The sequence below is a fragment of the Paraconexibacter algicola genome, from assembly GCF_003044185.1.
GTDB lineage: Bacteria > Actinomycetota > Thermoleophilia > Solirubrobacterales > Solirubrobacteraceae > Paraconexibacter > Paraconexibacter algicola.
In genome coordinates this window covers 2,378,033-2,396,580 of the sequence record NZ_PYYB01000001.1, presented here as the reverse complement: position 1 = coordinate 2,396,580, position 18,548 = coordinate 2,378,033, and the positions used below count along the sequence as shown (strand labels likewise).

Sequence of the window (18,548 nt, the reverse complement as noted above, 5' to 3'; positions counted from 1 at the left end):
GCGGTCAGTCCCACTCGAAGTGCGTCCCGTTCTGGGCGGGCGCGCCGTGGGCGAGCAGCCGCGGCACGGCGGCGGCGAGCGTGCGCCCGAACGTGCCGCTGCTCTCCCCCACGAGCCGGATCAGCTCCTCGACCGGCGTCGGGTCCGGCGCGACGCCGTTGGCGTAGTCGGTCGCGTAGCCGAGCAGCGCGTACGGGATCTTGGCCTCGCCGGCGAGCGTCGTCTCCGGCCCGGCGGTCTGCGAGACCGCGGTGACCCCGGCCTGCTGCAGCTGGCGGATCTCGGTCCGCGTGTTGAAGCGGGGTCCGTCGACGTGGCCGTAGCAGCCGCCGTCCCGGACCTCGTGACCGACCTCGCGGGCCGCGTCGAGCAGGATCGTGCGGAGCTCGGGGTGGAACGGCCCGTCGAAGATCCAGTGGCCGCGCCCCGGCTGACCGGGCTCGGTGTGCAGCGTGCAGAGCGAGCCGTCGGGCAGGCGGTTGGCGAGGAAGTGCAGGTCGTCGAAGACGATCAGCGAGCCGAGCGGCACGGTGAGGTCGGTCGCTCCGCAGACGGTGACGCCGAGGATCGCCTGGGCGCCGAGCTCGCGCAGGGCCCAGACGTTGGCCTGGTGGGTGACGCCGCTGGAGAGCCGCGCGTGGCCGTCGCCGTGGCGGGCGATGTGGAGGACCTCGGCCCCTGCGAAGGCGCCGACGGTGACCTGGGCGGGACCGAACGGGGTGGCGATCTCGGTGGGCTCGCGCTCCTGCTCGGCCAGGGCGTAGGTGCCCGACCCCGTGATGATCCCGATCCGCATGTGCGCGGATGCTACGGGGCGTCGGGCGCAGGCACCTCGTGCGGCGGCACGACCGGGGTCGGGACGGCGGCGGCGGACGGCTCGGGCAGCGGGACGGGCGGCGTGGGCTGCCCGGGCGTCGCGTCGACCGGCGCGGACGCCGCGGGATCGGGCTGCGGGGTCGGCTCCGGCTCCGGGCTGGCCGTCGGCTCGGGGGTCGGGGTCGGGGTCGGCTCGGGGACCGGGGTCGGCTCGGGCGCGGGCAGCGTGGCGCCGTCGACCGTGTCGCCCGGGGCGGGCTCGGGCGCGGGCGCCGGCTCCGGGGTGGGCGTCGGCTCGGGCGTGGGCGTCGGCTCGGGCGTCGGCGTCGGCTCGGGCGTCGGCGTCGGCTCGGGCGTCGGCTCCGCGGGGGTGTCGGGCACCGCCGGGTTCGTGCCGGCCGCGAGCTCGTCGGCGGTGCTGTGCCCGTCGCGGTCGGGGTCGTCGGCGCCGTCCGGGACCCCGTCGTCGTTGCTGTCCCCCTTGGCGACGTCGCTGTCGAGCGCCTGCTCGACGAGGTTCGGGACCCCGTCGCCGTCCGCGTCGTCGGCGCCGTCGAGCCGGCCGTCGGCGTTGCTGTCGCGCTCGCCGGGCCGGGACTGCGCCTGGAACTCCACCGCGTTGACGAGGCCGTCCCCGTCACCGTCCTGGAGCGCGTCGGCCGCCTGGAGCGGGTCGAGGCCGTTCTCCTGCTCCCAGCCGTCCGGGGTGCCGTCGCTGTCGGAGTCCGTGGCCCGCGGGTCCGTGCCGAGGAGCCGCTCGTCCTCGTCGGTGATGCCGTCGCCGTCGGTGTCGCGCCGGGAGGCGATCGCCGGGCCGGCGGCACCGACCGAGACCGCCCCGGACCCGAGTCCGGACGAGACGCCCAGGCGCACGGTGGCGAGCTCCGCGTCGTCCGCGGCGTCGCCCGGCGACGTCGCCGCTGCGGGGACGGTCCCGCGTGGCGGGGTCGAGACCGCCAACGCGCTCGCCGTCTCGGGCAGCGGGACCGCCGGGGCGTCCGGGATGACCGCCGTGCGCGGCTGCGAGACCCCGCCCATCGGCCAGTCGCGGAAGACCAGCGCGTGCGTGTTCAGCGAGGCGAGGCTCGAGGCGATGAGTCCCAGGGCGCAGAGCGCGCCGAGAAGCATCAACGCTGCGTCGCGACGGGACCGGGGTGGTGGCGCGGGGTCCATCCGTCCGGGCATCGGGTGAGCGTCGCCGTGCCTTGAGTGATGGCCGTCACGCAGGAGCGACCGCTTTCCGGTCGGTCGCGTCGACATCGGACACGCTGTACGACGGCGTGTTGAAGCTGGCGCGTCTGCGGTCTAAAGGTGGACGTTCAGGCGCCGCGCCGCGGGACACGGCCCCCGCTGCTGCCGGCCTCGCTGGCCGGCCCGCCGCGGTGCGCGATACCCAGCACGCGCATCGCCTTCAGGCCCAGTGAGAGCTTCTCGCGCCCGTCGGTGGAGCCGACGTCCAGGCCCGACAGGTCCCGCACCCGCTCGAGCCGGTACCGGATCGTGTGGCGATGCGTGAACAGCCGCTGGGCGGTCCCCGCGACGTTGCCGTCGGCCTCGAGGAACGCCTCGACCGTCTGCACGAGATCGGTCTCGTACTGCTCGTCGTAGGCCACCAGTGGCTCGACGGTCTCGGCGTAGAAGCGCTGCAGCTCGGCCGGGTCCTCGCTCATCGCGCTCAGCAGCAGGCGGTAGGCGCCGGTCTCCTCGAACGCCAGCAGCGGCTGCTCGCCGCCCTCCGCGACGTTGGCCGCCAGCAGCGCCTCGCTGCCCGCCCGGTGCAGGTCTCCCGGCTCGACCGCCGGACGGCTGCGCCCGACCGCGAAGCTGTGGCCCTGCAGCGACGCCTGCAGCTCGCGCAGGACGCCGTCGGCGGCCCGCTGGGCGTCCGCCTCCTCGAGTCCCGGCAGCAGCAGGACGACCTCGGCACCGGGGGCGTCCCGCGCCTCGTTCAGGGCGGCGAGCGTCCCGGCGCTGACGGCGCGCGCGCCGCGCTCGGCGATCGCCAGCACGCGGGCACGCCAGCCGTCCTCGGTCGTGACGTGCGGGCGCGCCCGGGCCACGAGCACCGTGGCGCCGGCGACCAGATCGACGCCCAGCTCGGCGGCGCGCTCGCTGATCTCGTCCGGCTCGGTGAGCGTGCGGTCCAGGACGTCGCGCAGGAACAGGCTCGCGGCCTCCTGGGAGGCGCGCTCGGGTGCGCGCAGGCGCTCGACCTCGCCGGCGATGAGCGTCGTCACCAGCCGCACGACCGCGGGGCGCATCGGGTCCTCGCTGCCGCGCACGCGCAGGCGCAGCGTGCCGACGGCCTCGTCCGCGACGCGCAGGTCGACGATCTCGACGCCCGACGCCCCGGCCACCAGGGCGCGCTCGTCCGCGGTCGAACGGGCGGCGACCGCGAGCGTCGCACCGGCGCGGTCGGCGAGGACGAGGCTCGCCCCGAGCGCCCGGGCGGCGGCCCGGACGACCTCGGGCAGTCCGGCTCCGGACTCGACCGCGTCGGTCACCGCGTCCAGGGCGGAGAGGTCGAGTCCCTCGGGGGCCTCGGTGTCGGGCGGCGTCGACATCAGCGGTGAAGAGTACGACGCCCGGGCGTGCGGGTTGCACGTCGTCGCGCCGCCACCGCCGCGGTCAGGTGCTGATGCGGTCCCAGAAGTAGACGATCGCCGCCCCGCCGCCGAGCCCGACGAGCACGAAGGCCGCCAGCACGTAGAGCGACAGGAACGACGCCGCGATGCGCTCCCACGTGCGGGTGTACGACCCCCACGCCGGGACCAGGATCAGGCCGACGTACGCCGCCAGCGCGAAGACGCCGCAGATGCCGCCGACGAGATAGGTGACCGCCTCGTTGCTCATGGAGTCCGCCCATTCTGCCGCACGAAGGCGACGACGAGCCCGACCATCCCGCAGAGGCCGAAGCAGGCGAGCGCCGTGCCCACCCCGCCGAGCACGTCGCTGAGGTAGTGGGCGCGCAGGTAGACCCGCGACAGGGCGACCGCGGCCGCCAGCACCACGGAGACCGCCACCAGCGCCGCCCGCGACACGACGCCCGGGAGCGCCCGGGAGACCGCGACCGCGATCGCGACGAACGCGACCCCGTACGCGGCGTGCCCGCTCGGGTACGCGAACGAGTCGCCCGTGTCGACGAGCGAGCCGAGCGGCCGCCCGCGCTCCTGGGCGTCCTTGACGACGTTCACGACGAGCACGGTGGCCGCCATCCCGCTGAGCAGCACGGCCGCGTCGACGACCCGCCGCCGCGCCAGCAGCACGAGCGCCACGACGACCACGAGCGTCCCGGTCACCGCGAGCTGCCCGACGTCGCTGACGATCATCGCGGCGTCGTCGAGCCAGGCGCGACGCAGGTTCTCGGCGATCTCGAAGCTGCGGGCGTCCCCGGCGACGAGCGCGCGGTCGTCGCCCAGCGTCAGCAGCGGGCCGACGAGGTTGAAGACGCCGACGATCGTGATCGCGAGCAGCGTCGTGAGCTCGAGCCCCAGCTGGCCGGGGGTGAGGCGGTCCCAGAGGAAGCGGACGGGGCCGCGGACCCGGTGCCACGCCCGGACGGCGAGCCGCACGACCGGACCGACGACGGGCCGGCGCTCCTGCTCGTGCACGAACGCGCGCAGCCGCGCGCGGTTGGCCTCGACCTTCAGCCAGCGGTACGCGACGACCACGCCCACGATGACCGTGATCGTCGTGCCGAGCGCGAACGCCCCCTGCTTCGCGGCGCTCACGAGCTGGTCGAAGGACTGCCAGAAGACGTAGCCGAGGATCGAGAAGGTCGCGGCCCAGATCCCGGCGCCGATCACGTCGTAGGGCAGGAACCGCTTGAGGCTCATGCCCGAGGACCCGGCCAGGAACGGCGCGACCGCGCGGACGAGCCCGACGAAGCGCCCGATCAGCACCGCCTTGCCGCCGTGACGCTCGAAGAAGCCCTCGACCTGCTCCAGGCGGGCCGGGGTGATCTGCACGCGCGGGCCGTGCTTGACGAGGAAGTCGCGCCCGAGCTTGCGGCCGATGAAGAAGCTCGTGACGTCCCCGGCGATCGCGGCCGTCCAGACGATCGCGATCAGCGTGACGATGTCGATCCGGCCCTGCCCGGCGACGAGACCGCCGACCATGATCGCGGTCTCGCCGGGGGCGAGCAGGCCGACGAACGCGCCGGTCTCCAGGAACGCGAGGAGCCCGACGACGAGGTAGGTCCACTTCCCCAGGCGCTCACCGAGGTCCTCGAGCAGCTGCTCGAGATCGGGCGGGTGGATCAGCCCGGTCCCGTAGACGGCGCTGCCGACGGCGATGATCGCCAGCCCGACGAGCAGCGGCGGCTCGAGGTGGCGGCGGCGCACCCACGCGAGGGTGGCGGCGGCCGCCGCCCCGACGAAGAACGCCGGCTTCACGCGCCGGCCACCCGCGGCAGCTCGAGCGCGGCGACCTGCTCGCGCGGGAGCGCCCCGGCCAGCCGGACGTGCTCCGCCCCGAACCGCTCGGCGAGCACGGGCGCGGCCTGGCGGGCGCGCCCCGGGTTGTCGTACAGGCCGACGCAGGTCGGGCCGCTGCCGCTGACCATCGCGACCTCGGCGCCGGCGGCGCGCAGCGCGGCGAGCGTGTCGCGCAGGTCGGGGCGCAGCGACAGGGCGGCGGGCTCGAGCTCGTTGACGCACAGGACCCGCGGCAGGTCGCCGGCGCGGGCGCGCACGTCACGGCCACCGAGCGCGAGCTGCGAGCTGCTGCGCGGCAGGCCCAGGCGGTCGGCCTCGCGGAAGACGTCCGGGGTCGACAGACCGGTGGGGCTCGTGACGACGACGTAGGCGGTGCGGCCGTCGGGCAGCAGCGGGAGGCGCTCGACGCGCTCGCCCGCCGCGGTGCCGAGCCAGCGGCCCGGCTCCACGAGCGCCGGGACGTCCGCCCCGAGCGTCGCGGCGATCGCGCGCAGGTCGTCGGCGTCCGGGACGGTCCGCCCGGTGCGACCGAGGTGCGGTGCGGCGTGCGTGGCGAGCAGCCGCAGGGTCGCGGCGGCGTCGGAGGAACCCCCGGCCATCCCGCCCGCGACGGGGATGCGCTTGGTGATCGTCACGCGGACCGGCGGGCCGTTCCAGCCGGTCGCCGCACGGAACGCCCGGATCGCGCGCAGCGCCAGGTTCTCCCCCTCGACGGGCGGGTCGCAGACGACCTCGTCGTCGCGGACGTCGAGCGTCTCGAGCAGGTGGACGTCGTCGGCGAGGTCGAGCGCCTGGAAGACGGTGACGAGCTCGTGCCGGCCGTCCGCGCGGGTCGGGCCGAGCAGCAGGCAGACGTTGACCTTCGACGGCGCGATCGTCTGCAGGCCGCGGCTCACGTCAGCGCCTCCCAGAGCGCGCGGAACTCCGCGGGCGCGAGCCGCTCGGCCCGCACGTCGGCGGGGTGCCCCAGCGCGACGACCGCCGCGCGCAGCCGCTCGCGCGGATCGCCGTCGGCCGACGCGCCCGCCGGCAGGCCGCCGGCCATCGACACGGACTTCACGAGCGTCTTGCGCCGGTGCGCGAAGCCGCGCTGGACCAGCTCGCGCAGGCCGCGCGCCGGGGCGGGCCCGGTGCGCTCCAGCAGCACGAGGACGCTGTCGACGTTCGGCACGGGATAGAAGACGGTGCGGGCGACAGCCCGGTGCACGCGCACGTCGCACGCCAGCTGCGCGAGCACGCTCGGGACGCCGTAGGCGGGCGTGCCCGCGCCGGCGGCGAACCGCTCCCCCACCTCCTTCTGCACCATCGCGACCCAGCGCGTGACGTGCGGGAGGTCCTCGATCGTCCGTAGGATCGCGCCGGCCGCGATGCCGTACGGGAGGTTCGCGACGACCTTGGTCGGGGCGGGATCCAGCGCGACGAGGTCGAGCGCCATGGCGTCCGCGAGATGCAGGGTGCTGCGGTCCTCGTACGGGGCGAGCGCGTCGCGCAGCGCGGGCTCCAGGGAGCGGTCGAGCTCGACGACGTGCGTGTGCGCGACGAGCGGCGCGAGGTGCTCGGTGAGGACGCCGACGCCCCCGCCGACCTCCAGCACGACGTCGTCGCCGGTGAGCTCCGCGGCCCGCTCGATGACCCCGAGGATGTTCGAGTCGATCAGGAAGTTCTGGCCGAGGTCCCGTTTGGGACGGATGCCGAACGCCTTGACGCGTCGCAGCGTCGGCTGGGCGGGGAGCGCGTCGGTCACCAGCGGAACAGGGTGGCGGCGTTGGCGGTGACGAGGGCGTCGAGCTCCTCGTAGGACACGCCGCGGCACTCGGCGACGAACCGGGCGGTGTGGACGACGTAGTCGGGCCGGTTGCGGTGCTTGCGCACGGCCTGCGGGGACAGGTACGGGGCGTCGGTCTCCACCAGCAGGCGGTCGGCGGGGACGCGCGCGGCGGCGTGGGCGAGGTCGAGCGCCTTCGGGTAGGTGACGTTGCCCGCGAAGCTGAACCACCAGCCCTCGGCGGCGCACTCCTCCCAGCGGTCGGGCATCGAGAAGCAGTGGAGGACGACGTCGAGCCCGCCCGCGTGGGCGCGCAGCATCCGGATCGTGTCGTCCTCGGCGGCGCGGGTGTGGATGACCAGCGGCTTGTCGACCTCGTGCGCGAGCTCCATCTGCGCGACGAAGGCGCGCTCCTGGTCGGCGCGGGGCGCGTACTCCCGGTAGTCGTCGAGGCCGGTCTCGCCGATCGCCGCGCAGCGCGGGTGCCGCGCGAGCTCCACCAGGTCCTCGAAGGCGGCCTCGTCGAAGCCCTCGGCGGCGTTGGGGTGGCGGCCGACCGCGGCCCACACCTCGGTGAACTCCTCGGCGGCGCGCAGCGCGGCGCGGTTGGTCTCCTCGTCCATGCCGACGGTGAGGATCCGCGTGATGCCCGCGTCGCGCGCGGCCTGCACGAGCTCCGCGTTGGGTGGCGCGCAGGAGTCGAGGTGCGTGTGGGAGTCGATCACTGCTTCGGGAAGAGCGGGGCGAGCTTCTCGACCTGGGTGACGCCGCCGGCGACGAGCGCGGCGTCGGCGTAGGCGGTCGACGGGGCGCCGAGGGCGCCGCGGAGCTTCTCGGTCGCCTCGGGCAGCCACGGGTGCAGCAGCACGGCGAGCGACCGGACGCCGGCGACGAGCGACGCGAGCGCGGTGTCGAGCTCGGCGGCGCGGGCCTCGTCCTTGGCGAGCACCCAGGGCGTGGTCTCCTCGACGTAGCGGTTCAGGCGCTTCACGAGCTCCCAGATCGCGTCGAGCGCGGGCGTGAGCTCGAGCGCGTCGACGCGGTCGGCGACGGTCTGCGGCAGCGACGCGAACGCGTCGAGCAGCGCGGGATCGACGTCGACGCCGGGGACCGCCCCGTCGCGGTACTTCAGGACCATCGCGATCGTGCGGCTGGCGAGGTTGCCGAACTCGTTGGCGAGCTCGCCCTCGAAGCGGGCCTTGACGCCGTCCATCGACACGGAGCCGTCGGCGCCGAACGCGACGTCGCGCAGGAGGTAGTAGCGCAGCGCGTCGACGCCGTAGAGGTCCATGACCTCGAACGGGTCCAGGCCGTTGCCCAGCGACTTGCTCATCTTGCGGCCGTCGCTGCCCAGGAGGAACCCGTGGACGAAGACGCGCCGCGGGACCGGCAGGCCGGCGGCCAGCAGCAGCGCGGGCCAGTAGACGGTGTGGAACTTCAGGATGTCCTTGCCGACGATGTGCACGTCGGCGGGCCAGAAGCGCTCGGTCAGGTCCTCGCCGGGGTCGGCGAACTGCAGCGCGGTCACGTAGTTCAGGAGCGCGTCGAACCAGACGTAGAAGACCTGCTCGGGGTCCCACGGGACCGGCACGCCCCAGGTGAGCGTGCTGCGGCTGAGCGACACGTCGTGCAGGCCGCTGCGGATGAACGCGAGCGCCTCGTTGCGGCGGCTCGTCGGCAGCACGAAGTCCTCGCGCTGCGCGAACAGCTCCTCGAGCTGCTCCTGGAAGCGGCTGAGCGCGAAGAACCAGTTGGTCTCCTTCTCGCGCGTCAGCTCGATCTCGTGGATGGGGCAGCGGTTGCCGTCGGCGATCTCGGTGTCGTTCTTGAAGTCGGCGCAGCGGGGGCAGTACCAGCCCTCGTACTCGCCCTCGTAGACGTGGCCGTTGTCCTTGACGCGCTGCAGGACGTCCTGGACGGCGCGCACGTGGCGCGGGTCGGAGGTGCGGATGAAGAAGTCGTTCGTCGCGTTGAGTCGCGGGGTCAGCGCCTCGAAGTGCGCGGCGTTGAGGTCGGCGTGCTCCTTCGGGGTCCGGCCGGCGGCCTCGGCGGCGAGGGCGACGGGCTCGCCGTGCTCGTCGGTGCCGGTCAGGAAGAACACGTCCTCGGCGCGCTGGCGGTGGTGGCGCGCCATGACGTCGGCCGCGATCGTGGTGTACGCGTGACCCAGATGCGGGGCGGCGTTGACGTAGTAGATCGGGGTGGTGACGTAGAAGGACATCCTCCCCGGCAGGCTACGCGACCGGGCTCAGCCCGCGGCGAGCGCCCGCGCGCGGGCGGCCGCGTCGCGGCGACGACGCCGCCGCCGGGCCAGCGCGCCGACCGGCACCGCGGCCGCTGCGAGCGCCAACCCGCCCCAGACGACGGCCGGGACCGCGGCGGGCGCCGGACGGACGGCGGGCCGGACCGGCGGGCGGACGGGCGCGCGGACGGGTCGCGGCCGGGGGCCGGCGGGACGCCCGGGCGCGGCGGGCCGCCCGGGCGCGCGGACGGCGGCGGGCGGGCCGGGCGCGACCGGTGCCGCGGGCGCCGCGCGCTCCAGGAGCGCGAGCGGGTCGAGGTACCCGTCGCGGTCGTCCGCCCGGCGCGCGCCCAGGCGCACGACGCCGCGCGCGGTGACCCGGCCCAGCACGGCGCCCCGGGCGACGGCGCCACCGCGGCGCACCGCGAGCGACCGGAGCCCGAGGTGGGTCGCCACCAGGCGACCGCAGCGGACGGAGACCCCGTGGCCGGCGCGACGGCCGGGCAGCGGCCCCGCGAACGTGACGCGCCCCGTGCACGCGGCGCGGACCGCCGTGCCGGGTCGCGCGAGCAGGTCGATGCCGCGCCGCTGGCCCGCGGCGTAGGGGGCGCCCGGCGTCACCCGGAACCCGCCGACGAGCCGGGGCTCGTCGACGGGCAGGCGCCAGCCGACTCCGGCCCGGGCGGTGGGGACCGGCGAGAGCAAGACCAGCGCGCTGAGGAACGCGATCGGCCCCGATCGCCGGCGCACCCGGGGACGGGGAGCGGCGGTCGCGGTGGGCGGGCGGCGCGGCATCGCTCCTACTAGGGCGCACCGGCGCGGACTCTCCCCCCTCGGACTGACGCGGACGTGACGGCCCGCCGCCTAGGCTCGCCCGACGATGGCGACCGACCTCCCTCCCGCCCCGGGTCCTTCCGGCGCCCCGCCGCAGCCGCAGCGGCTCTGCCCGCACTGCTCGACCGTCTCGCAGACGACCGCGCGCGACTGCCCGTTCTGCCGCCGCTCGTTCCACCGCCGCTCCAACACGGCGGCGATCGTCGTCGCGATCGCGCTCGGGGCGGTCGCCACCGTCGGCTCGGTCACCGCCCTGCTCGCCGCGACCGCCGACGAGGTCGACCGGGAGATCAACTCGGAGATCTCGACGATCCAGCAGGACATCGAGGACGAGGTCGCCCGCGCGCAGCGGCAGATCGAGGCGGAGGTCCGGCGGCTGCGCGAGCAGCTGCCCGCGAGCGGCCTCAGCGCGCCGTGAGCGCGGCGTAGAGCGCGTTGGCGCTCGTGCCCGTCAGCTCCGCGACGACCGCGGCGGCGGGCCGGGCCTTCGCCCCGGCGGCGACGAGCTCGCGCAGCGCGCGCACGCCGGCCTCGAGGTCGCCGTCGACCGGGGGCGCCCCGCCGACGACGAGGACGACCTCCCCCTTGACCTCCGCGTCCGCGTAGCGCGCCGCGAGCTCCCCGGCGGTGCCGCGCACGACCTCCTCGTGGACCTTCGTCAGCTCCCGGCAGACCGCGACGGGGCGGTCCGGGTCGACCGCGGCGAGCACCGCGAGGGTCGCGCCGACCCGTCGCGGGGACTCGAACCCGACGAGCGTCTCGGTCGCCGCGAACAGCGCGGTCTGCTCCCCCTTCTTGCGCGGCAGGAAGCCGACGAACCGCCAGGTCTCGGCGGGCAGCGCGCTCGCCACCAGCGCCGCGAGCGCCGCGGACGGCCCCGGCAGGACCTCGACGGCGAGCCCGGCCCCGACGCACGCCTGGACGAGCACGAAGCCGGGATCCGAGACCAGCGGCATCCCCGCGTCGGAGCACAGCGCCACGGTCTCGCCGTCGGCCATCCGGCGCACCAGCTCCGCGGCCCGGGACTGCTCGTTGTGCTCGTGGTAGCTGACGAGCTGCGCGTCGACCCCGTAGCGGTCCAGGAGCACGCGCGTGCGGCGCGTGTCCTCGCACGCGACGACGTGCGCGTCCCGCAGGGCGCTGAGCACCCGCAGCGTCACGTCCTCGAGGTTCCCGATGGGCGTGGGACAGACGACGAGGCGGCCGACGGGCATCTGAGCCACCATATCCCGCGGATGGACGATCCCCACGACCGCCCCCGGCAGCGCACGCCGAGAGATCCCCGCCCGCGCGACCCGCAGCAGGGCCCGCCCGACTACCCGGTGTTCCGCGCCCGCCCGCGGTTCCTCGACCGGCTCGACCCAGGACCCGCCGTGCGCAGCGGCGAGCCGGGCCCGGCGCCGGACGGGCCGCGTCGCGGGCTGCCCGGCCTGCCCGGACGCCGCCGCCGCGGCGGACGGCGCCTCTCCCCCGGACGGATCGCCTGGCGGCTGCTGCTCGCCGCGGTCGCGTGGGTGGCCTTGTCGGTCGTGCTGTTCGTCGTCAGCGCCACCATCCACGGCGGTGGCGTCGACGACGGCGCCAACGCGGTCCTCGGTGGCGGGGGCGTGCCGCCGTTCGGGGCCACGAACGTGCTCGTGCTCGGCTCGGACAAGCGCAGCGCCGACACGAAGGAGCCCGGCGGCTCCACGAGCGGCCCGTCGCGCGCGGACTCGATCGTCCTGATGCGCTTCGGCGGCGGGAAGGCCGCGCGGCTGAGCATCCCGCGCGACACCGTCGTCGACATCCCCGGCGCAGGGCGCCAGAAGATCAACGCGGCCTACGCGATCGGCGGCGCCGGGAAGATGGCGGAGACGATCGAGTCGTTCCTCGGGATCGAGGTCAACCACGTGATCGAGGTGAGCTTCGAGAACTTCCCGGAGCTCATCGACGCCATGGGCGGCGTCGTCTACCGCGGCGGCTGCGTCGTCAGCCGCATCAACGGCGGCTTCCGCAACGGCGGCTACACGCTGCGGCTGCGGGCCGGCAAGACGACGATCGACGGCAAGCAGGCCCTCGCGCTGGCGCGGACGCGCAAGAACGACTGCAACCCCAAGGAGTCGGACCTCACGCGCGCGTCGCGCCAGCAGAAGATCACGCAGGCGATGCGCTCCCGCGTCCTCTCCCCGACCGGGTTCGTGCGGCTGCCGTGGATCGCGTGGAAGGCCCCGAGCGCGCTGGTGACCGACATGAGCGGTCCGACGCTGATGGGCTTCGCGGCCGCGACGGTCGCCGGCGGCTCGCCGCCCACCCGGATCCTGAAGCCCACCGGTGCCGAGACGCTGCCCGACGGGGGCGCCGGCCTCGTCGTCAACGACGAGGCCAAGCGCCGCGCCGTCGAGCGGTTCCTCGGCGGCTGAGCCGCCGCGGACGACGAGGGGCCCCGGTCACCCGGAGCCCCTCGACGGACGGTGCGTGTCGCGCGCGGCGCGCTACGCGGCCTTCGGCTTCTTCTTGCCCTCGGACTTCGAGGACGACGACGAGGACTTCTTCTCGGCGGCGGGCTTGGACTCCTTGGCCTTCGCCTCGCGCTTGTCCTGCATCTTGCCCGTGTGGTCGTCGGCCCCCTTCTCCGCCGACTTCTCCAGCTCGCGGTTGCGGCGCCGCGTGCCGTAGTCGGTGTTGTGGAAGCCCTTGCCCTTGAAGTGGATGGCCGGCGCGTGGAGGACGCGCTCGACGGGGACGCCGGTCTCCGGATCCTTGGTCAGCGCGTCGTCGCTGAACTTCTGGATCACCTCGAACGTGGACCCGTCGGGGCGGCGGTACTCGTAGATCGGCATATCGAGAGGAAGTATGTCACGCCCGGCCGGCGGTTACTGGCACTCTCGACCCGAGAGTGCCAGCCGACGGCGGGCGACGACGGCGACGCGCGGCGAATACCCTGCGGTCATGCCCGCCGAGGACGTCGTGACCATGGACAAGATCGTGGCGCTGTGCAAGCGCCGCGGCTTCATCTTCGCCTCCTCGGAGATCTACGGCGGCGTCGGCTCGACCTACGACTACGGCCACTACGGCGTCCTGCTGAAGACCAACGTCAAGAACGAGTGGTGGCGCGCGATGCTGCAGGAGCGCGACGACGTCGTGGCGCTCGACAGCGCGATCCTTCAGCACCCCAAGGTGTGGGAGGCCAGCGGCCACCTCGCGGGCTTCAGCGACCCGATGGTCGACTGCCGCGTCTGCAAGGGCCGCTTCCGCGCCGACCACATCGAGGAGCGCGACGCGTCGCTGGCGTGCCCGCGCAAGCCGTCGAAGCTGCCCGGCGAGGGCGGCGAGTGCGACCTCACCGAGGCGCGCGACTTCAACCTCATGTTCGAGACGACGGTCGGCCCGGTCAAGGACTCGGGCTCGGTCGCCTACCTGCGGCCCGAGACCGCGCAGGGCATCTTCATCAACTTCAAGAACGTCCTGCAGTTCGCGCGCAAGAAGCCGCCGTTCGGCATCGCCCAGGTCGGCAAGTCGTTCCGCAACGAGATCACCCCCGGCAACTTCATCTTCCGCACGCGCGAGTTCGAGCAGATGGAGATGGAGTTCTTCTGCCCGCCGGACGAGGTCGATCGCTTCTACCAGGAGTGGCGCGACGCACGGTTCGACTGGTACGTGAAGCTCGGCATCCGCCCCGACCACCTGCGGATGCGCGACCACGACGCCGACGAGCTCTCCCACTACTCCTCCGGCACCGCGGACGTCGAGTACTTTTTCCCGATCGGCTGGAAGGAGCTCGAGGGCATCGCCAACCGCGGCAGCTTCGACCTCACCCAGCACGCCTCGCACTCCGGCGAGAAGCTCGAGTACTTCGACCCGCAGACCAAGGAGCGCTACGTCCCGCACGTGATCGAGCCGGCGGCCGGCGCCGACCGCGCGACGCTCGCGTTCCTCGTCGACGCCTACGAGGAGGAGGAGGTCGCCGAGGGCGACGTGCGCACCGTCCTGAAGCTCCATCCGCGCCTGGCGCCCGTGAAGGTCGCGGTCTGCCCGCTGGTGAAGAAGGACGGCCAGCCCGAGCTCGCCCGCGAGATCTTCACCACGCTCCGCGGCCAGATGCAGGCCGAGTACGACGAGGGCGGCTCGATCGGCAAGCGCTACCGCCGTCAGGACGAGATCGGCACCCCCTGGTGCGTCACCGTCGACCACCAGACGCTCGAGGACCGCACCGTCACGCTGCGCGACCGCGACTCGCTGGAGCAGGAGCGCGTCGCCATCGACGACCTCCCGGCGCTGCTGGCGGGCCGGCTCGCGGCGCCGTGGACGACGCCGAAGCTCGGCTGAGCCGCCGCGCCGACCGGGCCCGTCGTGTCGATCACCACGCAGGTCGTCCGCCACGCGCTGCTGCAGCACCCGCAGCGCCGCCGCGTCGCCGACCACAAGGACGGGCGGGCCGAGCTGCTCGTGCCGACCGGTCCCGGACCGCACCCGGTGGCGATCGTCGTTCACGGCGGCTACTGGCGCACCCAGTACGGGAGCCTCATCATGCGGCCGCTGTGCGCGGACCTGCGCCGGCGCGGCTGGGCGACCTGGAACATCGAGTACGGCCGGATCGGGCGGGGCGGCCGCGGCGGCTGGCCGACGACGTTCACCGACGTCGCCGCGATGGTCGACCACCTGACCCGGCTCGCGGACGAGCGCCTGGATCTCTCGCGGGTCGTCGTGGTGGGGCACAGCGCCGGCGGCCAGCTCGCGCTGTGGATCGGCGGGCGGGCCGGGCTGCCGGTCGGGGCGGTCGGCGCCGACCCGGCGCTGACGGTCGCGCACGTCGTCGCGCTCTCGCCCGTGACCGACATGGTCCGCGCGGGCGCCCCTGCGGCCGCGGTGCTCGGCGGGACGGTGCAGGACGTGCCCGACCACTTCGCCCAGGCCGACCCGATGCGCCGGCTCCCGCTCGGGGTGCCGGTGACGATCGTGCACCCGGTCGCCGACGCGACCGTGCCGGTCGCGCGCTCCCGCGAGTACGTCACCGCGGCTCGCGCGGCCGGGGCGGACGTCGAGCTGCTCGAGCCCGCCACCGGCGGGCACCGCGAGGTGATCGACCCCGGCCACGCCGCCTGGCGTGCCGCGGGCGAGCGGCTCGACCGGCTGCGCGCGACGGTCTAGCGACGCACGCCGACGACGCGGAAGCTCGGGGCGCGCCCGAGGGTCAGCCGTCCGCCCGCGGCGAGCACCGCGTTCGCGGTCCGCACGGCGCGCCCGCCGCCGGCGCCACCCCAGTAGCCGCGGGCACGCGCGGCGAACCCGAGCTCCCCGAGCCGGGCGACGAGCTGCAGCGGGTCGACCGGCCGCTCGACGACCATGCCGTCGGGGGCGATCGGCATCGTGCCGCGCCGGTAGGCGCCCGGGGGCACCGTGCCGTCGGCCGCGTGGGCGGCGCACGCCGCCCGGATCGCGTCGGCCTGCAGGCCGGTGGTCGCCGCGGCGAGGCGGTCGACGGTCGCCGGGTCGGCGTCGGGGAGCAGCTCGGCGACGAGCGCGGCCCGACGGTCGCGGTAGCTCGTCTCGATCCGGTGCCCGTGCAGGTCCACGGGCACCGGGCCCTGCTCGTAGGCCTCCCACAGGTCGTGGGTGCTCTGCCGCAGTCGCGGGTTGCGCGCGTTGTTCAGCTCGGAGATCACCACCGCCCCGCCCGGGCGCACGACGCGCGCGGCCTCGCGCAGGAACGCGTCGAGGTCGAGGTAGACGCCGACGCCCTCCAGCGACAGCAGCAGGTCGACCGACCCGTCGGCCACGGGCAGCGCGCCGACGTCCCCGACCTGCAGGTCGATCCGCGCGGCCAGCTCGGACGGCAGGCTCGCGACGCCCGCGCGACCGTGGCCGACGCGCTGCGGATCGAGGTCGACGCCGATCCCGGCCCCGACGCCGAGCAGCACGAGCCCCAGGAGCGGCGAGCCGTCGCCGCAACCCGCGTCGAGCGCCACGGCCGGCGGCTCGCGCCACGGCCCGAGCCCCAGCAGGTCGTCGGCCAGCCGCAGCAGCGACCCCGCCGCGGGCGCGGACGCCTGCCACTGGGGCGGGGCGTCGGGCGCCGCGAGCAGGCTGGCGTAGCGGTCGACGAGCGCGGCGGACGGAGGCACCCGCCGAACGCTACCTGCGCGCGGCGGCGCAGCTACGCGACCCCGGCGGGCTCGCGGTCCTCCTCGTCCACGCGCCGCGCCCCGAGCGGGGTCTGCGCCTCGGCCGGGACGTGCAGCTGCTCCATGTCGACGGCGGGCAGCAGCCGGTCCAGCGGCCGCGGCAGCCACCAGCTCCAGCGGCCGAGCAGCTCCATGACGGCGGGCACGAGCACGAGCCGCACGAGCGTCGCGTCGACCGCGATGGCGACCGCGTTGCCGAGGCCGAGCTGCTTGATCGAGGGGACGCCGGTGCCGACGAACACGAGGAACACGGCGACCATGATCAGCGCCGCGCTGGTGATCGTCCGGGCGCTGGTGGCGATGCCCTCGGCGACCGCGCGGCGGGTGTCCCCGGTGGCGTCGAAGCGCTCGCGGATGCGGCTGAGCAGGAACACCTCGTAGTCCATCGAGAGGCCGAAGACGACCGCGAGGATCAGCGGCGGCGTGATCGTGTCGATGTACCCCGGGCTCTGGAAGCCGAGGAACCCGTCGACCCAGCCCCACTGGAAGACCGCGACGAGGACGCCGTACGCGGCACCGACGCTGAGCAGGTTGGCGATCACCGCCTTCAGCGGCAGCAGCACCGAGCGCAGCAGCACCATCAGCACGAGGTAGCTGAGCCCGAGGACGAAGAGGACGACCTTCCACATCGACGAGGAGACCTCGTCGCGGAAGTCCACGAGCGCCGCGGTGGTCCCGCCGACCTGCACGTCCGCGGTCCGGGCGACGGCGGGCAGCTCGCGCCGGAGGTCCTCGACGAGCCCCTTGGTGGTCTCGGACTCCCCGTCGGCCCGCGGGGTGGCGACGAGCAGCACGCCGCGCCCGTCGCGGGTGGGGAGCGGGTCGGCGACGGCGGCGACGCGCGGGTCCTCGCGCAGCGTCGCGGCGGCGCGGCGCACGAGCGCGGCGTTCTGCGGGTCGCGGGCGGTGCCCTGCTCGAACCGGGTGAGCACGCGGACCGGGGCGCTCGCCCCCGGGCTCGAGAGCGACGCGGCGACCTCGAACGCCGCCCGCGTCGGGTCGCCGTCGGGGAACTGGCGCAGCGCGCCGTTGCCGGTCTGCAGCGAGAGCGCCGGGACCGCGAGAGCGAGCAGCACGCCGGTGGCGGCGACGAGCGACAGCACGGGCCGCCGGGTCACGCGCGCGGTCCAGCGCTCCCAGAACGGGACCGGGGCCGGCGCGTCGGGGTGCGTGGAGCCGGGCGCCCGGCGCCGCCACGAGCGCAGCACGAGCGGGGCGGCGGTGAACAGGCGGCCACGCGCGTAGGCGCGGCGGCCGAGCGCGCCGATGAGCGCGGGGAGCAGCGTCGCCGAGGCGAGCATCGAGACGGCGACGACGAGGATCGCCCCGAGGGCCATCGAGCGGATCGCGGTCGTGTCGACCATGTAGAGGCCGGCCAGCGAGACGATCACGGTCAGGCCGGAGAACAGCACCGCGATCCCGGAGGTGGCCATCGCGGTGGTGCGCGCGGCCTCGGGCGTCGCGCCGCCGCGGACCTCCTCGCGGTAGCGCGCGAGGACGAACAGCGAGTAGTCGACGGCGACGCCGATGCCGATCATCGAGGCCATGTTCGTGACGAACACGCTCATCTGGAGCTGCAGCGAGATCCCGTAGATCAGGCCACCGGTGATGAGCACGCTGAACACGCCGAGCGCGAGCGGCAGCGTCGCGGCGGCGAGCGAGCCGAAGACGACGAGCAGGATCAGCAGGACGATCGGGAAGCCGGTGGCCTCGGCCTTCTCGAGGCCCTCCTTGGAGACGTCCTGCAGTCCGGCCCAGAGGGCGCCCTGACCGACGAGGCCGACGCGGACGGGCTCCCCCGCGCGCTCGTCGGCGAGGCCGAGCTCGTCGCGGAGGTCGGCGGCGACGTCGGAGGACTCGAGGTCGTCGACGGTCGCCGCCAGGGGGACGAGCAGCGGCCGGCCGGGGGCGGCGTCGATGCGGCGTAGCGCGGCGGCGCGCGCGGCCGGGGCGAGCGAGACGTCCGCGACGGTGGCGGCGGCGCGGTCGACGCGGTCCAGCGCGGCGCGGCCCTGCGCGCGGGTGGCGCCGGGCTGCGGCGCGAGGACCGCGGCGAGCGTGGCGTGGCCGGCCTGCGGCAGGTCGCGGGCGAGCGCCTCCTCGACGGCGCGGGACTGCGAGCCCGGGACGGCGAAGCCGCCGCCGGTGAGGTTCTCGGACTGCCGCAGCGCGAACGGGACGGCGGCGACCAGCGCGATCGCCCAGAGCGCGAGGACCGCGCGCCGGTGCCGGTGGACGGCGGCGTCGAGGCGGAGCATGAAGGCCTGCATGGCGGTCGTCCTTCCGAGGGTGCG

The 18,548-nt window shown here is 75.2% G+C and carries 18 protein-coding genes; 4 read left to right on the top strand and 14 right to left on the bottom strand.

What is annotated here, in order from left to right:
- Positions 1–4: 4 nt before the first annotated feature.
- The 10 genes from C7Y72_RS11335 to C7Y72_RS23280 all read right to left on the bottom strand — a co-directional run bounded on the left by C7Y72_RS11335 (position 5) and on the right by C7Y72_RS23280 (position 10,054).
- Positions 5–796, bottom strand: coding sequence for an MTAP family purine nucleoside phosphorylase (locus C7Y72_RS11335; protein ID WP_107568832.1), 792 nt, complete (start codon positions 794–796; stop codon positions 5–7).
- Positions 797–807: 11 nt separating this feature from the next.
- A complete protein-coding gene (locus C7Y72_RS24145) occupies positions 808–1,944 on the bottom strand; it encodes a thrombospondin type 3 repeat-containing protein (protein ID WP_146175338.1) in 1,137 nt (378 codons plus the stop codon).
- Between the two features lie 191 nt (positions 1,945–2,135).
- Complete coding sequence (locus C7Y72_RS11325) at positions 2,136–3,380, bottom strand: PucR family transcriptional regulator (RefSeq protein ID WP_107568831.1); 1,245 nt, start codon at positions 3,378–3,380, stop codon at positions 2,136–2,138.
- 64 nt (positions 3,381–3,444) lie between these two features.
- Positions 3,445–3,669 carry a hypothetical protein gene (locus C7Y72_RS11320; RefSeq protein WP_107568830.1) on the bottom strand — a complete coding sequence of 75 codons (225 nt, stop codon included), beginning with the start codon at positions 3,667–3,669 and terminating at the stop codon, positions 3,445–3,447.
- Complete coding sequence (locus C7Y72_RS11315) at positions 3,666–5,210, bottom strand: VTT domain-containing protein (RefSeq protein ID WP_107568829.1); 1,545 nt, start codon at positions 5,208–5,210, stop codon at positions 3,666–3,668. The genes C7Y72_RS11320 and C7Y72_RS11315 overlap by 4 nt, the downstream gene beginning before the upstream one ends.
- Positions 5,207–6,148 carry a 4-(cytidine 5'-diphospho)-2-C-methyl-D-erythritol kinase gene (locus C7Y72_RS11310; protein ID WP_107568828.1) on the bottom strand — a complete coding sequence of 314 codons (942 nt, stop codon included), beginning with the start codon at positions 6,146–6,148 and terminating at the stop codon, positions 5,207–5,209. Before C7Y72_RS11310 ends, C7Y72_RS11315 begins: the two co-directional genes overlap by 4 nt.
- Positions 6,145–6,996, bottom strand: coding sequence for a 16S rRNA (adenine(1518)-N(6)/adenine(1519)-N(6))-dimethyltransferase RsmA (gene rsmA, locus C7Y72_RS11305; RefSeq protein ID WP_107568827.1), 852 nt, complete (start codon positions 6,994–6,996; stop codon positions 6,145–6,147). Before rsmA ends, C7Y72_RS11310 begins: the two co-directional genes overlap by 4 nt.
- Positions 6,993–7,742: a TatD family hydrolase gene (locus tag C7Y72_RS11300; protein WP_107568826.1), complete on the bottom strand. Its 750-nt coding sequence runs from the start codon at positions 7,740–7,742 to the stop codon at positions 6,993–6,995. The genes rsmA and C7Y72_RS11300 overlap by 4 nt, the downstream gene beginning before the upstream one ends.
- Entirely contained in the window at positions 7,739–9,238 is a 1,500-nt protein-coding gene (gene metG / locus C7Y72_RS11295) for a methionine--tRNA ligase (RefSeq protein ID WP_107568825.1), read from the bottom strand. The genes C7Y72_RS11300 and metG overlap by 4 nt, the downstream gene beginning before the upstream one ends.
- 27 nt (positions 9,239–9,265) lie before the next feature.
- Positions 9,266–10,054 (bottom strand): M23 family metallopeptidase, encoded by a 789-nt coding sequence (locus C7Y72_RS23280; RefSeq protein WP_107568824.1) that lies wholly within the window; start codon positions 10,052–10,054, stop codon positions 9,266–9,268.
- 85 nt (positions 10,055–10,139) lie between these two features.
- Here C7Y72_RS23280 and C7Y72_RS11285 point away from each other — a divergent pair, with 85 nt between their 5' ends.
- Positions 10,140–10,511 carry a hypothetical protein gene (locus tag C7Y72_RS11285; RefSeq protein ID WP_107568823.1) on the top strand — a complete coding sequence of 124 codons (372 nt, stop codon included), beginning with the start codon at positions 10,140–10,142 and terminating at the stop codon, positions 10,509–10,511.
- Here C7Y72_RS11285 and rsmI read toward each other — a convergent pair.
- Positions 10,498–11,307, bottom strand: a complete 810-nt coding sequence (gene rsmI, locus C7Y72_RS11280) for a 16S rRNA (cytidine(1402)-2'-O)-methyltransferase (RefSeq protein WP_107568822.1) — start codon at positions 11,305–11,307, stop codon at positions 10,498–10,500. The genes C7Y72_RS11285 and rsmI overlap by 14 nt on opposite strands.
- A gap of 21 nt (positions 11,308–11,328) precedes the next feature.
- On the opposite strand from rsmI, the gene C7Y72_RS11275 reads away from it, so the two are divergent.
- Positions 11,329–12,492, top strand: a complete 1,164-nt coding sequence (locus tag C7Y72_RS11275; protein ID WP_107568821.1) for an LCP family protein — start codon at positions 11,329–11,331, stop codon at positions 12,490–12,492.
- A gap of 72 nt (positions 12,493–12,564) precedes the next feature.
- On the opposite strand, the gene C7Y72_RS11265 is transcribed toward C7Y72_RS11275, so the two are convergent.
- Positions 12,565–12,912, bottom strand: a complete 348-nt coding sequence (locus C7Y72_RS11265) for an FmdB family zinc ribbon protein (RefSeq protein ID WP_107568820.1) — start codon at positions 12,910–12,912, stop codon at positions 12,565–12,567.
- A 109-nt stretch (positions 12,913–13,021) separates the two neighbouring features.
- Between C7Y72_RS11265 and C7Y72_RS11260 the strand changes: the two genes are divergently transcribed.
- Both C7Y72_RS11260 and C7Y72_RS11255 read left to right on the top strand, forming a co-directional pair.
- Positions 13,022–14,398, top strand: coding sequence for a glycine--tRNA ligase (locus C7Y72_RS11260; protein WP_199223923.1), 1,377 nt, complete (start codon positions 13,022–13,024; stop codon positions 14,396–14,398).
- Positions 14,399–14,422: 24 nt separating this feature from the next.
- Entirely contained in the window at positions 14,423–15,220 is a 798-nt protein-coding gene (locus C7Y72_RS11255) for an alpha/beta hydrolase family protein (RefSeq protein ID WP_107568819.1), read from the top strand.
- Here C7Y72_RS11255 and C7Y72_RS23275 read toward each other — a convergent pair.
- Together C7Y72_RS23275 and C7Y72_RS11245 are read right to left on the bottom strand one after the other, a co-directional pair.
- Positions 15,217–16,194 (bottom strand): class I SAM-dependent methyltransferase, encoded by a 978-nt coding sequence (locus C7Y72_RS23275; RefSeq protein ID WP_158276804.1) that lies wholly within the window; start codon positions 16,192–16,194, stop codon positions 15,217–15,219. The two genes, C7Y72_RS11255 and C7Y72_RS23275, sit on opposite strands and share 4 nt — an antisense overlap.
- Before the next feature lie 32 nt (positions 16,195–16,226).
- Positions 16,227–18,524, bottom strand: a complete 2,298-nt coding sequence (locus C7Y72_RS11245) for an MMPL family transporter (protein WP_107568818.1) — start codon at positions 18,522–18,524, stop codon at positions 16,227–16,229.
- Between the last annotated feature and the right edge of the window lie 24 nt (positions 18,525–18,548).